The sequence below is a fragment of the Psychromonas sp. SA13A genome (assembly GCF_011378715.1).
Lineage (GTDB): Bacteria > Pseudomonadota > Gammaproteobacteria > Enterobacterales > Psychromonadaceae > Psychromonas.
Genome location: NZ_WTKU01000020.1, coordinates 67815 through 81642, shown reverse-complemented (window position 1 = coordinate 81642; position 13828 = coordinate 67815). Strand labels below are relative to the sequence as shown.

Annotated in this window: 28 protein-coding genes; all 28 read right to left on the bottom strand. The window is 42.3% G+C overall.

The genetic code is table 11. The annotated features are described in order from the left end of the window. Positions 1 to 14: 14 nt before the first annotated feature. Complete coding sequence (rplQ, locus tag GQR44_RS15640; protein ID WP_028869287.1) at positions 15 to 395, bottom strand: 50S ribosomal protein L17; 381 nt, start codon at positions 393 to 395, stop codon at positions 15 to 17. Positions 396 to 430: 35 nt separating this feature from the next. Next, positions 431 to 1417 (bottom strand): DNA-directed RNA polymerase subunit alpha, encoded by a 987-nt coding sequence (gene rpoA, locus GQR44_RS15635; RefSeq protein ID WP_025565960.1) that lies wholly within the window; start codon positions 1415 to 1417, stop codon positions 431 to 433. A gap of 25 nt (positions 1418 to 1442) precedes the next feature. Beyond that, a complete protein-coding gene (gene rpsD, locus GQR44_RS15630) occupies positions 1443 to 2063 on the bottom strand; it encodes a 30S ribosomal protein S4 (RefSeq protein WP_028869289.1) in 621 nt (206 codons plus the stop codon). Positions 2064 to 2096: 33 nt separating this feature from the next. Beyond that, positions 2097 to 2486, bottom strand: a complete 390-nt coding sequence (gene rpsK / locus GQR44_RS15625) for a 30S ribosomal protein S11 (RefSeq protein ID WP_019613697.1) — start codon at positions 2484 to 2486, stop codon at positions 2097 to 2099. 11 nt (positions 2487 to 2497) lie between these two features. Beyond that, positions 2498 to 2854, bottom strand: coding sequence for a 30S ribosomal protein S13 (gene rpsM / locus GQR44_RS15620; protein ID WP_028868863.1), 357 nt, complete (start codon positions 2852 to 2854; stop codon positions 2498 to 2500). A 135-nt stretch (positions 2855 to 2989) separates the two neighbouring features. Continuing rightward, a complete protein-coding gene (gene rpmJ / locus GQR44_RS15615) occupies positions 2990 to 3103 on the bottom strand; it encodes a 50S ribosomal protein L36 (protein ID WP_011770886.1) in 114 nt (37 codons plus the stop codon). A 34-nt stretch (positions 3104 to 3137) separates the two neighbouring features. Further along, positions 3138 to 4466 carry a preprotein translocase subunit SecY gene (gene secY, locus GQR44_RS15610; RefSeq protein ID WP_028869296.1) on the bottom strand — a complete coding sequence of 443 codons (1329 nt, stop codon included), beginning with the start codon at positions 4464 to 4466 and terminating at the stop codon, positions 3138 to 3140. 6 nt (positions 4467 to 4472) lie between these two features. Beyond that, on the bottom strand, positions 4473 to 4907 hold the full coding sequence (gene rplO / locus GQR44_RS15605; RefSeq protein ID WP_166372639.1) for a 50S ribosomal protein L15: 435 nt from the start codon (positions 4905 to 4907) through the stop codon (positions 4473 to 4475). A gap of 2 nt (positions 4908 to 4909) precedes the next feature. Then, positions 4910 to 5092: a 50S ribosomal protein L30 gene (gene rpmD / locus GQR44_RS15600; protein WP_025563066.1), complete on the bottom strand. Its 183-nt coding sequence runs from the start codon at positions 5090 to 5092 to the stop codon at positions 4910 to 4912. A gap of 6 nt (positions 5093 to 5098) precedes the next feature. Further along, positions 5099 to 5599, bottom strand: a complete 501-nt coding sequence (gene rpsE / locus GQR44_RS15595) for a 30S ribosomal protein S5 (RefSeq protein WP_025563067.1) — start codon at positions 5597 to 5599, stop codon at positions 5099 to 5101. A gap of 11 nt (positions 5600 to 5610) precedes the next feature. Further along, on the bottom strand, positions 5611 to 5961 hold the full coding sequence (gene rplR, locus GQR44_RS15590; RefSeq protein ID WP_025563068.1) for a 50S ribosomal protein L18: 351 nt from the start codon (positions 5959 to 5961) through the stop codon (positions 5611 to 5613). Positions 5962 to 5972: 11 nt separating this feature from the next. Beyond that, positions 5973 to 6506 carry a 50S ribosomal protein L6 gene (gene rplF, locus GQR44_RS15585; RefSeq protein ID WP_166372638.1) on the bottom strand — a complete coding sequence of 178 codons (534 nt, stop codon included), beginning with the start codon at positions 6504 to 6506 and terminating at the stop codon, positions 5973 to 5975. Between the two features lie 10 nt (positions 6507 to 6516). Further along, a complete protein-coding gene (rpsH, locus tag GQR44_RS15580; protein WP_025563070.1) occupies positions 6517 to 6909 on the bottom strand; it encodes a 30S ribosomal protein S8 in 393 nt (130 codons plus the stop codon). 25 nt (positions 6910 to 6934) lie between these two features. Next, the gene (rpsN, locus tag GQR44_RS15575; RefSeq protein WP_166372637.1) at positions 6935 to 7240 is read right to left on the bottom strand and encodes a 30S ribosomal protein S14; all 306 of its coding nucleotides are present in this window, start codon (positions 7238 to 7240) and stop codon (positions 6935 to 6937) included. Between the two features lie 11 nt (positions 7241 to 7251). Further along, the gene (rplE, locus tag GQR44_RS15570; RefSeq protein ID WP_025563072.1) at positions 7252 to 7791 is read right to left on the bottom strand and encodes a 50S ribosomal protein L5; all 540 of its coding nucleotides are present in this window, start codon (positions 7789 to 7791) and stop codon (positions 7252 to 7254) included. Positions 7792 to 7803: 12 nt separating this feature from the next. Next, a complete protein-coding gene (gene rplX, locus GQR44_RS15565) occupies positions 7804 to 8118 on the bottom strand; it encodes a 50S ribosomal protein L24 (protein ID WP_166372636.1) in 315 nt (104 codons plus the stop codon). A 10-nt stretch (positions 8119 to 8128) separates the two neighbouring features. Further along, the gene (gene rplN / locus GQR44_RS15560; RefSeq protein ID WP_025563074.1) at positions 8129 to 8497 is read right to left on the bottom strand and encodes a 50S ribosomal protein L14; all 369 of its coding nucleotides are present in this window, start codon (positions 8495 to 8497) and stop codon (positions 8129 to 8131) included. 173 nt (positions 8498 to 8670) lie between these two features. After that, positions 8671 to 8922 (bottom strand): 30S ribosomal protein S17, encoded by a 252-nt coding sequence (rpsQ, locus tag GQR44_RS15555; protein WP_028869302.1) that lies wholly within the window; start codon positions 8920 to 8922, stop codon positions 8671 to 8673. Further along, the gene (gene rpmC, locus GQR44_RS15550; protein ID WP_028869303.1) at positions 8922 to 9113 is read right to left on the bottom strand and encodes a 50S ribosomal protein L29; all 192 of its coding nucleotides are present in this window, start codon (positions 9111 to 9113) and stop codon (positions 8922 to 8924) included. The genes rpsQ and rpmC overlap by 1 nt, the downstream gene beginning before the upstream one ends. Beyond that, the gene (rplP, locus tag GQR44_RS15545; RefSeq protein WP_025563077.1) at positions 9113 to 9523 is read right to left on the bottom strand and encodes a 50S ribosomal protein L16; all 411 of its coding nucleotides are present in this window, start codon (positions 9521 to 9523) and stop codon (positions 9113 to 9115) included. Before rplP ends, rpmC begins: the two co-directional genes overlap by 1 nt. A 12-nt stretch (positions 9524 to 9535) precedes the next feature. Continuing rightward, a complete protein-coding gene (gene rpsC, locus GQR44_RS15540) occupies positions 9536 to 10225 on the bottom strand; it encodes a 30S ribosomal protein S3 (protein ID WP_025563078.1) in 690 nt (229 codons plus the stop codon). A gap of 3 nt (positions 10226 to 10228) precedes the next feature. Then, a complete protein-coding gene (rplV, locus tag GQR44_RS15535) occupies positions 10229 to 10564 on the bottom strand; it encodes a 50S ribosomal protein L22 (protein ID WP_025563079.1) in 336 nt (111 codons plus the stop codon). A gap of 8 nt (positions 10565 to 10572) precedes the next feature. After that, complete coding sequence (gene rpsS, locus GQR44_RS15530) at positions 10573 to 10848, bottom strand: 30S ribosomal protein S19 (protein WP_025563080.1); 276 nt, start codon at positions 10846 to 10848, stop codon at positions 10573 to 10575. A 14-nt stretch (positions 10849 to 10862) separates the two neighbouring features. After that, positions 10863 to 11690, bottom strand: coding sequence for a 50S ribosomal protein L2 (rplB, locus tag GQR44_RS15525; RefSeq protein ID WP_025563081.1), 828 nt, complete (start codon positions 11688 to 11690; stop codon positions 10863 to 10865). A 12-nt stretch (positions 11691 to 11702) separates the two neighbouring features. Continuing rightward, positions 11703 to 12002: a 50S ribosomal protein L23 gene (gene rplW / locus GQR44_RS15520; protein WP_028869306.1), complete on the bottom strand. Its 300-nt coding sequence runs from the start codon at positions 12000 to 12002 to the stop codon at positions 11703 to 11705. Then, a complete protein-coding gene (gene rplD, locus GQR44_RS15515) occupies positions 11999 to 12604 on the bottom strand; it encodes a 50S ribosomal protein L4 (RefSeq protein WP_028869307.1) in 606 nt (201 codons plus the stop codon). Before rplD ends, rplW begins: the two co-directional genes overlap by 4 nt. A 14-nt stretch (positions 12605 to 12618) precedes the next feature. Further along, positions 12619 to 13257 (bottom strand): 50S ribosomal protein L3, encoded by a 639-nt coding sequence (gene rplC / locus GQR44_RS15510; protein ID WP_166372635.1) that lies wholly within the window; start codon positions 13255 to 13257, stop codon positions 12619 to 12621. A 15-nt stretch (positions 13258 to 13272) separates the two neighbouring features. Beyond that, positions 13273 to 13584 (bottom strand): 30S ribosomal protein S10, encoded by a 312-nt coding sequence (gene rpsJ, locus GQR44_RS15505; protein ID WP_025563085.1) that lies wholly within the window; start codon positions 13582 to 13584, stop codon positions 13273 to 13275. Between the last annotated feature and the right edge of the window lie 244 nt (positions 13585 to 13828).

The following is a 13828-nucleotide window of genomic DNA, read 5'->3' as shown; positions in this document are numbered from 1 at the left end:
AACTATAAAGAAACTTACGCTTCTTCGTCCGCTACAACTGGACGGTCTACAAACTGGATGTAAGCCATTGGAGCTTTATCGCCAGTACGGAAACCACATTTAATGATACTAGTGTAACCACCAGGACGAGTCGCGTAGCGAGGACCTAGTTCATTAAATAATTTTGCCACTACTGCATCATCACGAAGACGAGCAAAAGCTAGACGACGGTTAGCAACACTATCCGTTTTAGCTAGTGTAATTAATGGCTCAATTACACGACGCAATTCTTTTGCTTTAGGCACGGTAGTTTTAATAACTTCGTGCGTAGCAATAGAAATTGCCATATTACGAAACATAGCCTGACGGTGGCTGCTGTTTCGGTTAAGTTGACGTCCACTTTGACGATGGCGCATAACCTAATCCTTATTATTCGTAAATCGGTTTTAGACTAATCTTCAATTAAACTTGCTGGTGGCCAGTTTTCTAGGCGCATACCTAGTGACAGTCCACGTGAAGCAAGTACATCTTTGATTTCAGTTAGAGACTTCTTACCTAAGTTAGGTGTTTTAAGTAGCTCAACTTCAGTACGTTGTACTAGATCACCGATATAGTGAATCGACTCTGCTTTCAAACAATTAGCAGAACGAACAGTTAGTTCTAAATCATCTACTGGGCGTAAAAGAATTGGATCAAACTCAGGTTTTGCATCAACTACTGGTACTTCGTAAGTAGTGCGTAAATCAACAAATGCGTCTAATTGCTCAGCTAAAATTGTAGCTGCACGACGAATTGCTTCTTCAGGCTCTAAAGTACCATCAGTTTCCATATCGATAACAAGTTTGTCTAGATCGGTACGTTGTTCAACACGAGCTGATTCAACACTGTAAGCAATACGCTCAACAGGACTGAAAGTCGCATCTACTAATAGACGACCAATTGGACGCTCATCTTCTTCGCTATGAATACGTGATGAAGCTGGAACATAACCGCGACCTGATTCAATTTTAATACGCATGCTGATTTCAGCATTGCCCGTTAAATTACAGATCACATGTTCTGGGTTGACTATCTCTACATCACCATCATGAATGATGTCGCCTGCAGTAACAGGACCAGCGCCAGATTTAGTTAAACTAACTAAAACTTCATTTTTACCTTCAAGTTTAACAGCTAGACCTTTAAGGTTAAGAAGGATCTCTAGGATATCTTCTTGTACGCCTTCTTTGGTGCTGTACTCATGTTGTACACCATCAATCTCGACTTCTGTTACCGCTGTGCCAGGCATAGACGATAACAAAATACGACGAAGCGCATTACCTAAAGTGTGGCCAAAACCACGTTCAAGCGGCTCAAGAACCACTTTTGCTCTAGTTGTTGAAATTTGTTCGATATCAACTAATCTTGGTTTTAGAAAATCAATTACAGAACCCTGCATTTGTGCCCTCTCTTAACAGTTAACTTTACTTAGAGTAAAGTTCGATGATTAACTGTTCGTTAATCTCAGCAGATAAATCTGAACGTTCAGGTTGACGTTTAAACTCGCCTTCCATCTTCGTTGTATCAACTTCAACCCAAGCAAGGGCTTCACGTTGACCAGCGATTTCTAATGCAGCGCCAATACGTGATTGCTTTTTAGCTTTTTCACGAATTGCGATAACATCGCTAGGTTTAACGTTAAATGAAGGGATATTTACAACTTTACCGTTCACTAGAATAGCTTTATGGCTAACTAGTTGACGTGATTCAGCACGTGTTGCGCCAAAGCCCATACGGTATACAACATTGTCTAAACGACCTTCAAGAAGTTGAAGTAAGTTTTCGCCAGTGTTGCCCTGTAAACGAGCAGCTTCTTTATAGTAGTTACGGAATTGCTTTTCTAATACACCGTACATACGACGTACTTTTTGCTTTTCACGTAATTGTAAACCGTAGTCTGATAGACGTGGTTTACGCGCACCGTGTACACCTGGTGCGTTTTCGATTTTACACTTAGAATCGATCGCGCGGACACCTGATTTTAAGAATAAATCAGTTCCTTCACGACGGCTAAGCTTAAGCTTAGGACCTAAATATCTTGCCATTGTTCTTTCTCCAATTACCTTAGAAAGTTGCGATTAAACGCGACGTTTCTTTGGTGGACGACAACCATTATGTGGGATCGGTGTAACGTCAGTAATATTAGTTACACGGAAACCCGCCGCGTTTAGTGCGCGAATCGAAGATTCACGACCAGGTCCTGGTCCATTTACAAAAACTTCTACGTTTTTAAGGCCATACTCTTTTGCTGCTTCAGCAGCACGTTCAGCAGCAACCTGCGCAGCGAACGGAGTAGATTTACGAGAACCACGGAAACCAGAACCACCTGCAGTAGCCCAAGAAAGAGCATTACCTTGACGGTCTGTAATAGTTACGATTGTGTTGTTGAAAGAAGCATGGATATGTGCCATACCATCAGCAACTTGCTTTTTAACGCGCTTGCGAGCACGAGTTGGTGTTTTAGCCATGATCTCTTACCCTATTTCTTAATTGCTTTACGCGGACCTTTACGGGTACGAGCATTCGTTTTAGAACGCTGACCACGTACTGGCAAGCTGCGACGATGACGAAGTCCACGGTAACAACCAAGGTCCATTAGACGCTTGATGCTCATAGATACTTCACGACGTAAATCACCTTCAACGGCGAATTTAGCTACTTCTGTACGAAGAGCTTCGATTTGTGTTTCATCCAGATCTTTAAGCTTAGTAGATTCTGCAATGCCTGACTCTGCACAGATAATCTGTGAACGAGTCTTGCCAATGCCGAAAATAGCAGTTAATGCGATAACTGCATGCTTATGATCAGGAACGTTAATGCCAGCGATACGGGCCACTATGCACTCCTTAAAGTTAACGATTCATTTGTGAAAAGCCCGGTAGGATACTCGACAAATGATAAATTAGCAAACAAAACACAGCTTAGATGAAAAATTCACCTAAGCTGCTGATATATCCAAAATCTCTGTGGATTAGCCTTGGCGTTGTTTATGCTTTGGCTCTACGCAGATAACTCGCACCACACCGTGGCGTTTGATAACTTTGCAGTTACGACAGATTTTTTTAACGGATGCACGAACTTTCATTGCAACACTCCGTGATTATAACTTTCAGACTTGGTTATTTACCGTAATCTTTCAAGTTAGCTTTTTTCAAGACAGAATCATATTGATTAGACATCAAATGAGTCTGCACCTGTGCCATAAAGTCCATGATAACAACAACAATAATTAATAACGAAGTACCACCGAAGTAGAACTGCGTATTCATTGCAACCATCATAAACTCGGGAATCAAACAGATAAAGGTAATATATAACGCACCAGCTAATGTTAGACGCGTCATCACTTTATCAATGTAACGTGATGTTTGTTCTCCTGGACGGATTCCTGGGATAAAGGCACCGCTTTTCTTCAAATTATCTGCAGTCTCACGTGGGTTAAACGTAAGTGCAGTATAAAAGAAGCAAAAGAAGATAATAGCAGCAGCATATAACATCATATGCAACGGTTGTCCTGGCTGTAACGCCAAAGAAACATCCGATAACCAGCTTAAACCTTCAGTCTGACCAAACCACTGGGCAATAGTACCAGGAAATAAGATAACACTCGAGGCAAAAATTGCAGGAATTACACCAGCCATATTTAATTTTAATGGCAAGTGAGTGCTTTGAGCAGCAAAAACCTTACGGCCTTGTTGGCGTTTTGCGTAGTTAACAACGATACGTCGCTGACCACGTTCAACAAATACTACAAACGCAGTAGTTGCAAAAACGATAACAATTAATGCTAGTAACACTAGAAGATGAATTTCACCTTGTCGTGCTTGCTCAGCAGTTTGCCCGATTGCCGATGGCAACCCAGCAATAATACCTACAAAGATAATGATAGAAATACCATTACCAATACCGCGCTCAGTTATTTGCTCACCTAGCCACATAAGGAACATAGTTCCAGTCACTAAACTAACAACTGCCGTGATGTAAAAGCTCAGACCTGCATTTTCAACAAGTCCGGGCATCATCGTTGGCAAACCGGTTGCAATACCAATTGCTTGGAACGTACCTAATACCAAAGTACCGTAACGTGTGTACTGGTTAATCTTACGACGACCAGACTCACCCTCTTTCTTTAGCTCAGCTAAAGGAGGATGAACTACCGTAAGCAGTTGGATAATAATAGACGCAGAAATATACGGCATAATACCCAATGCAAAGATAGAAGCACGCTCAAGCGCACCACCAGAGAACATGTTAAACATTTCTATGATGGTACCCTTTTGCTGTTGGAATAAATCAGCTAGGACAGCGGCGTCAATACCAGGAATTGGAACAAAAGAGCCCGCACGGAACACTAATATAGCGCCTAAAACAAATAGTAAACGAGTTTTAAGTTCACTTAAATTGCTTCCTTGTGCCGCTTTTGAATCTAATCCTGGTTTCTTAGCCATTACCTATTATTCCTCGATTTTTCCGCCTGCCGCTTCAATTGCAGCACGAGCACCTTTCGTTACACGAAGGCCTTGTACTGTTACTGAGCGAGAGATTTCACCAGATAGAACTACTTTAGCAAACTTAGTAGTGTTTGTTAGTAGACCTGCCTGCTTCAACGTTTCTAGTGTCACAATATCGCCTTCTACTTTAGCAATTTCGTTCAAACGAACTTCACCGCTAACTAGAGATTTACGAGATGTGAAACCAAATTTTGGTAAACGTTGTTTTAATGGCATTTGACCGCCTTCAAAACCAGGACGTACAGTACCGCCTGAACGAGATTTTTGACCTTTGTGACCGCGGCCACCTGTCTTACCTAGTCCAGAACCGATACCACGACCGACACGTTTACGTACTGGTTTAGAACCAGCTGCTGGAGATAGAGTATTAAGTTTCATTATTACCCCTCAACCTTAACCATATAGTAAACTTTATTAACCATACCACGTACAGCAGGAGTATCTTGCAACTCTACTGTGTGACCGATGCGACGCAGGCCTAGACCTGTTAATGTTGCACGGTGCTTTGGTAAACGGCCAATTGCACTTTTGGTTTGAGTTACTTTAATCGTTTTAGTAGCCATGCTGAATTACCCCAGAATATCACTAACGTTTAAGCCACGCTTAGCTGCGATTTGCTCAGGAGAGTTCATGCTCTCTAGTGCATCCATCGTAGCGCGGACAACGTTAATTGGGTTAGTTGAGCCGTAAGCTTTTGATAGTACGTTCTGTACACCAACAACTTCTAACACGGCACGCATTGCACCACCTGCGATGATACCAGTACCTTCCGATGCTGGTTGCATATATACCTTAGAACCAGAATGACGGCCCTTAACAGGATGCTGCAGAGTGTTACCTTTTAATTGGATTTCGCTGATATTGCGACGTGCTTTTTCCATAGCTTTTTGAATAGCTGCTGGAACTTCACGTGCCTTACCATAGCCGAAACCAACACGACCATTACCATCACCAACAACTGTTAGTGCTGTGAAGCTAAAGATGCGACCACCTTTAACTACTTTTGAAACACGGTTTACTGCGATTAGCTTTTCGTTCAGATCACCGGTTTGAGATTCTACTTTTGACATAATCTTTACCCTTAGAACTGTAGACCAGCTTCACGAGCTGCGTCAGCTAGTGCTGCAACACGACCGTGGTATTGGAAACCGCTACGGTCAAAAGAAATTTTAGAAATTCCTTTCTCTACCGCACGCTCTGCAACTAATTTTCCAATTAGTTGAGCTGCTTCTTTATTACCACCGTTCTTAACTAGTGCAATTACTTCTTTTTCTAATGTAGAAGCGCTTGCTACGACTTGTGCGTCTGCTGTAATTACCTGCGCGTAAGTATGGCGAGGTGTACGGTTTATCACAAGACGAGTTGCACCAAGATCTTGCAATTTCTTACGTGTGCGGGTAGCACGACGAAGACGAGATGCTTTCTTATCCATAGTGTCTTACCTTACTTTTTCTTCGCTTCTTTACGACGCACGTTTTCATCAGCGTAACGAACACCTTTACCTTTATAAGGTTCTGGTGGACGGAATGCACGAATCTCTGCAGCTACTTGGCCAACTTGTTGCTTGTCAGAACCTTCAATAATAATTTCTGTTTGGCTTGGAGCCGTAGCAGAAATACCTTCAGGTAACGCATATACAACAGGATGAGAGAAACCTAAAGTTAGGTTTACATCTTGACCTTTAACTTGTGCACGGTAACCAACACCTTGAAGAAGAAGAGTCTTCTTGAAGCCTTCAGTTACACCTACAACCATATTGTTAACGTTAGCACGTGCAGTACCTGCTTGTGCCCATGCGTCTTTAACACCTTCAACAGGTGCGAAAGTTAATACGCCATCTTCAAAATTAACAATAACAGCATCATTAAGAGTACGAACTAATTCGCTTTTACCACTTTTAACAGTGATCTCTTGACCATTTACTTTTACTTCTACGCCAGCAGAAACAGTAATCGGTGCCTTAGCTATACGAGACATAGATTACTCCTTAAGATACGTAACAGATGATCTCACCGCCGATGCTTGCATTACGCGCAGCTCGGTCAGTCATAACACCTTGAGAAGTTGAAACGATCGCAATACCTAAACCAGCCATAACCTTAGGAAGATCATTTGCACCTTTATAGATACGAAGACCTGGGCGGCTTACTCGTTTGATAGTATCGATTACTTTTTTGCCTTCGAAGTACTTTAAAGTAACTTCTAATTCAGGCTTTGTGTCACCAGCAACAGCGAAATCTGAAACATAACCTTCTGCTTTAAGCACAGCTGCAATTGCAACTTTTTGCTTAGAAGAAGGCATCTTAACAGATACTTTGCTTGCTGCTTGACCGTTACGAATACGCGTTAGCATATCCGAAATAGGATCTTGCATGCTCATAACTATTTACTCCGTGATTAATTGATTACCAGCTGGCTTTTTTCAGGCCAGGGATTTCTCCGCGCATCATATGCTCACGAACCTTAATACGGCTCATGCCAAATTTACGAAGATAACCATGTGGACGACCAGTAACGTTACAACGATTACGTTGACGTACTGAACTTGAATCACGAGGTAGCGATTGAAGTTCTAACACTGCATTCCAACGATCTTCGTCAGATGTATTTACACTGTTAATTGTTGCTTTTAATGCTGCACGCTTTTCAGCGAACTTAGCAACTAACTTCTCACGTTTTACTTCACGCGCTTTCATTGATTGTTTAGCCATTTTCTAACTCCTTACTTACGGAATGGGAAGTTGAACGCAGACAAAAGTGCGCGTGCTTCTTCGTCAGACTTAGCTGAAGTAGTAATTGTGATATCTAAACCACGTACTTTATCAACTTTATCGTAATCGATTTCAGGGAAAATGATTTGCTCACGAACACCCATAGAGTAGTTACCACGACCATCGAATGACTTAGCATTCAGGCCACGGAAATCACGTACACGTGGGATAGCGATTGTTACCAAACGCTCAAAGAAATCCCACATACGTGCACCACGTAGTGTTACTTTACAACCAATCGGGTAGCCTTCACGAATTTTGAAGCCTGCCACAGAGCGGCGTGCTTTAGTGATCATTGGCTTTTGACCTGAGATTGCTGCCATATCTGACGCAGCGTGCTCTAGGACTTTTTTATCAGCCAGTGCTTCACCAACACCCATATTAAGGGTGATTTTCTCTATTCGAGGGACTTGCATGACAGACGTATAGTCGAATTGCTTTTGCAAATCAGACACCACGTTGTCTTTATAGAAATCATGCAGTTTCGCCATCGTAAACTCCAGTTACTTCACAAGTTCATTATTAGATTTGAAGAAACGTACTTTTTGTCCGTCTTCTAGTCTAAAACCAACACGATCTGCTTTACTCGTTGCCGAGTTGTAGATCGCAACATTTGATACTTCGATCGGTGCATTTTGTTCAATGATACCGCCAGCTACACCCGCTTGTGGGTTTGGCTTTTGGTGTTTCTTTTGAACATTTACACCTTCAATAATTATTTTACCGTTAGCTAAAACTTGAGAAACTTTCCCAGTTTTACCTTTATCTTTACCGGCAATAACAATTACTTCATCGTCACGTTTTATTTTTGCTGCCATTTTCGGTTCCTTACAGTACTTCTGGCGCCAGTGAAACTATCTTCATGAAATTTTCATTTCGAAGCTCACGGGTTACAGGGCCAAAGATACGTGTACCGACTGGCTGGTTGTTTGCATTCAAGATAACCGCAGCGTTGCGATCAAAACGAATAACAGAACCATCGGGACGACGTACACCTTTTCTGGTACGCACTACCACAGCTGAATGAACATCACCTTTTTTAATTTTTCCACGAGGAATTGCTTCCTTCACAGAAACTTTGATGATGTCACCGATTGCTGCATAACGGCGATGCGAGCCACCAAGGACCTTAATACACATTACGCGTCGAGCGCCACTATTGTCGGCGACATCTAGCACACTTTGCATTTGGATCATTATAGTGCTCCGCTATTTACTATTGATACTCTCTAATGAGTCGTGTTCCCATATTTTCAGGGAGCGGCATCATACCACCAACTTTATTAGAAAGATAGTCTAAAAAAACGGCACTCAAAAATTGAGCACCGTTTCGCTTATGTAATCAAATTTAACTTACTGAAAACAGTAGGTTATGCTTTGGTTACGATTTGTGCCAATGTCCAAGACTTAGTCTTAGATAGAGGACGACATTCACTTACTAGTACAATATCACCTTCATTACATTGGTTTGTTTCATCATGTGCATGTAGCTTTGTAGTACGCTTCATGAATTTACCGTATAACGGATGCTTCACTTTACGTTCAACAGCTACAACGATAGATTTATCCATCTTCGCACTGATTACTTTACCTTGAAGAGTACGAGTGTTTTTTTCGCTCATTACGCACCTGCCTTCTGATTTAATACTGTCTTAACACGGGCAATGTCACGACGCACTTGTTTGATTGAGTGCGGCTTTTCTAACTGACCTGTGTTTAACTGCATACGTAAGTTAAATTGCTCACGTAATAAGTTTAGAAGTTCAGCATTAAGCTCTTCAACGCTTTTTTCTTTAAGTTCGTTAGCTTTCATTACATCACCTTACGAGTTACGAAAGTTGTTGCCACTGGCAATTTAGCTGCTGCAAGAGCAAACGCTTCACGAGCTAATGCTTCTGGAACACCTTCCATTTCATAAAGAACTTTACCTGGTTGAGTTTGAGCAACCCAATATTCCACGTTACCCTTACCTTTACCTTGGCGCACTTCTAACGGTTTGCTGGTAATCGGCTTATCAGGGAACACACGGATCCAGATTTTACCTTGACGTTTAACATGACGAGTCATTGCACGACGTGCTGCTTCGATTTGACGAGCAGTAATTCGACCACGACCAGTTGCTTTTAGTCCAAATTCGCCAAAGCTGACTTCCGCACCTTTAGAAAGACCACGGTTGCGACCTTTCATCATTTTACGGAACTTCATACGTTTTGGTTGCATCATAGCGTATTTCTCCTACTTACCGCGACCTTTGCGTTTTGGTTTAGCTGGCGCTTCTTCTTGTTGAAGTGGTAAACCACCAAGAATTTCGCCTTTAAAGATCCAAACCTTAACACCAATGATACCGTAAACAGTCAATGCTTCTGATGTTGAGTAATCAATATCGGCACGAAGAGTATGTAGAGGTACACGACCTTCACGATACCATTCGTCACGAGCGATTTCTGCACCACCAAGACGACCACTAACTTGAACTTTGATACCTTTAGCGCCTAGGCGCATAGCATTTTGTACCGCACGCTTCATAGCACGACGGAACATAACACGACGCTCTAACTGAGAAGAGATTGAATCTGCTACTAGTTTTGCGTCAAGTTCAGGTTTACGAACTTCTGAGATATTGATTTGAGCTGGAACGCCCGCCATTTTAGCAATAGCTGTGCGTAGCAATTCAACATCTTCGCCTTTTTTACCAATTACAACACCAGGACGAGCTGTGTGAATAGTCACACGTACGCTTTTCGCTGGACGTTCAATAGTAATTTTAGACAAAGAAGCATTTTTCAATTTCTCTGTTAAGAATTTACGGATTTGAAAATCACTGTATAAGTTATCTGCAAAATCTTTTTTGCCTGCATACCAAGTAGAGCTAAATGCTTTAGTGATACCTAGGCGAATACCGTTAGGATGAACTTTCTGTCCCATTGTTTAACCCCTGTCTGATACCACTACTGTGATATGGCAAGAACGCTTCATGATGCGATCGGCACGGCCTTTCGCACGCGGCATGATACGCTTCATTGTTGGACCTTCGTCAACACAAATTTTTGTGATAACTAGTTCATCAACATCAGCGCCTTCATTATGCTCGGCGTTTGCAATTGCAGAATCTACAACTTTTTTAATCAAAACAGCGGCTTTCTTAGGGCTGTATGATAAAAGTTCTAGTGCTTTTTCAACTGGAAGACCACGTACTTGATCTGCCACCAAACGCGCTTTCTGAGCCGAAGAACGAGCATATAAATGTTTAGCTAAAGCTTCCATAATTACCTCTATTTCTTCGCTTTCTTATCCGCGACATGGCCACGGTAAGTACGAGTTGGTGCAAATTCACCCAGTTTGTGACCGATCATTTCATCAGTTACGAATACTGGCACGTGTTGACGCCCGTTATGGACAGCGATAGTTAGACCAATCATATCAGGAATGATCATAGAGCGACGAGACCAAGTCTTAATAGGCTTTTTCTCGTTACTGTCAACCGCTTTCTCTACCTTCTTCAGCAAGTGTAGGTCAATAAAAGGACCCTTCTTGAGAGAACGTGGCATGGCGATACCTCTACTTATTTCTTATTGCGACGACGAACAATATACTGATCAGTTTTCTTGTTCTTACGAGTTTTGTAACCCTTAGTTGGAACACCCCAAGGAGACACAGGATGACGACCACCCGATGACTTACCTTCACCACCACCATGTGGGTGATCTACTGGGTTCATTACAACACCACGTACGGTAGGGCGAACACCACGCCAACGCGTAGCACCAGCTTTACCTAGTTGACGTAGCATATGTTCTGCATTACCAACTTCACCGATTGTTGCACGACACTCAGCAGGGATTTTACGCATTTCACCACTACGTAAACGTAGAGTAACGTAAGCACCATCACGAGCTATAATTTGGCTGTATGAACCAGCTGAACGTGCAATTTGTGCACCTTTAGCAGGTTTCATTTCTACAGCGTGTACTGTTGTACCTACTGGGATGTTACGCATCGGTAAACAGTTACCTGCTTTGATTGATGCATCTTCACCAGATTGGATCATATCACCAGCAACCAAGCCTTTAGGGGCTAGGATGTAGCGACGTTCACCATCAGCGTAAAGTACTAGTGCAATATTCGCACTACGGTTTGGATCATATTCCAAACGCTCTACTTTTGCTGGGATACCATCTTTATTACGTTTAAAATCAACTAAACGATAGTGTTGTTTATGACCACCACCGATATGTCGAACCGTAATACGACCGCCATTATTACGACCACCAGATTTAGATTTTGACTCTAAAAGTGGAGCGTATGGCTTGCCTTTATGCAGATCGTTATTTACCACTTTAACTAAGTGGCGACGACCTGGAGACGTAGGCTTACATTTTACAATAGCCATAAAATAATTCCTCTACTCAGCGCCATCGAAACTGATATCTGCACCTTCAGCCAGAGTAACGTATGCTTTTTTCCAGTCGCTACGGCGACCCATACGTTGACCTGAACGCTTGGTTTTACCCTTCACGTTAAGTGTGCGAACACCAGTAACTTCAACATCAAATAACTTCTGAACTGCCGCTTTGACTTCTGCTTTAGTCGCAGTACCTGCAACTTTGAATACCATAGTGTTATGGTTTTCAGCAGATAAAGTTCCCTTTTCAGAGACATGCGGGGCTAGAATAACTTGCAGTAAACGTGCTTCACTGATCATGCTAGGCTCTCCTCAATCTTTTTCACTGCATCAGCAGTTACTAAAACTTTATCAAACGCGATTAGGCTAACTGGGTCAATGCCTTGCACATCACGAACGTCAACTTTGTACAAGTTGCGCGCTGCTAAGAATAGATTTTCATCTAATTCTTCAGTGATGATTAATACATCTTTAAGATCCAGGTCTTTTAATTTAGCTGCAAGCTCTTTAGTTTTAGGAGCCTCAACAGTAAATTTCTCGACAACGATTAGACGATCCTGACGAACTAACTCAGAAAGAATACTTCTCACTGCACCACGATACATTTTTTTGTTAACTTTCTGGCTATGGTCCTGTGGACGAGCTGCAAAAGTTACACCACCACCAACCCAAATTGGGCTGCGGATTGTACCTGCACGTGCGCGGCCAGTACCCTTTTGACGCCATGGCTTCTTACCACCACCGCGAACTTCACTACGGGTTTTCTGAGCGCGAGTACCTTGACGAGCACCAGCTGCATATGCAACGACTACCTGATGTACAAGGGCTTCGTTGTATTCACGTCCAAAGGTAGTGTCAGAAACTTCAAGAGCACTTTGTGCATCTTTCAATACCAATTCCATTACTAACTCCTCGGCTATGCTTTAACAGCAGGTTTGATGAATACGTTGCCATTTTTCGCACCAGCTACTGCACCTTTAACGAGCAGTAAGTTGCGTTCAATGTCTACGCGTACAACTTCAAGGTTTTGAGTCGTAACACGCTCAGCACCCATGTGACCAGCCATTTTCTTGCCTTTAAATACGCGTCCAGGTGTTTGACATTGGCCAATTGAACCTGGGGCACGGTGGCTAATAGAGTTACCGTGAGTCGCATCTTGCATAGAGAAATTCCAACGCTTAACAGCACCTTGGAAACCTTTACCTTTAGATTGACCAGTAACATCTACTTTATTTATTTCGTTGAACAACTCAACGCTTAGCTCAGCACCAACTTGAATATCTGCACCTTCGTCTTGACCAAGGCGGAATTCCCATAAACCACGACCTGCTTCTACACCTGCTTTCGCAAAGTGACCAGCTTCAGGTTTGTTTACACGGCTTGCTTTTTTAGAGCCAGCTGTTACTTGAATAGCTTGGTAGCCATCAGTATCAAGTGATTTAACTTGAGTAACACGGTTTGGTGAACATTCTAGAACTGTAACTGGAATAGAGACACCATCTTCAGTGAAGATGCGAGTCATACCAACTTTACGACCTACTAGACCGATTGTCATTACGATAACTCCTCTCTAACCCAAACTGATTTGAACATCAACGCCAGCAGCTAAATCTAGCTTCATAAGTGCGTCAACAGTCTTTTCAGTTGGTTCTACGATATCAATCAAGCGCTTGTGAGTACGAATCTCATACTGATCACGTGCATCTTTATTTACATGCGGTGATGTCAGTACTGTGAAACGCTCTTTACGAGTAGGTAGTGGAATAGGACCACGTACCTGAGCACCTGTGCGCTTTGCAGTTTCAACGATCTCCGCCGTTGATTGATCGATCAGTTTATGATCAAAAGCTTTAAGGCGGATACGGATTCTTTGGTTCTGCATGGACCAAAACTCCTAGTTAAAAATACAACATACAAATATACACCTGACCATCTATTCTAAATAGATCTCAAGTGTATATTCAAACTAGTAGCTCCCCAATTGGGAGACATTTTTGATAGCCAACATTAAAGTCTGGCTATGGGGTTAAAAAACCCACCTGCCATATTGGCAAGTGGGCGTATAATACATTAACTACTTACTAAAGCAAGCAGTTATTATCTATTTGTTTAAAAAACATTCAAAA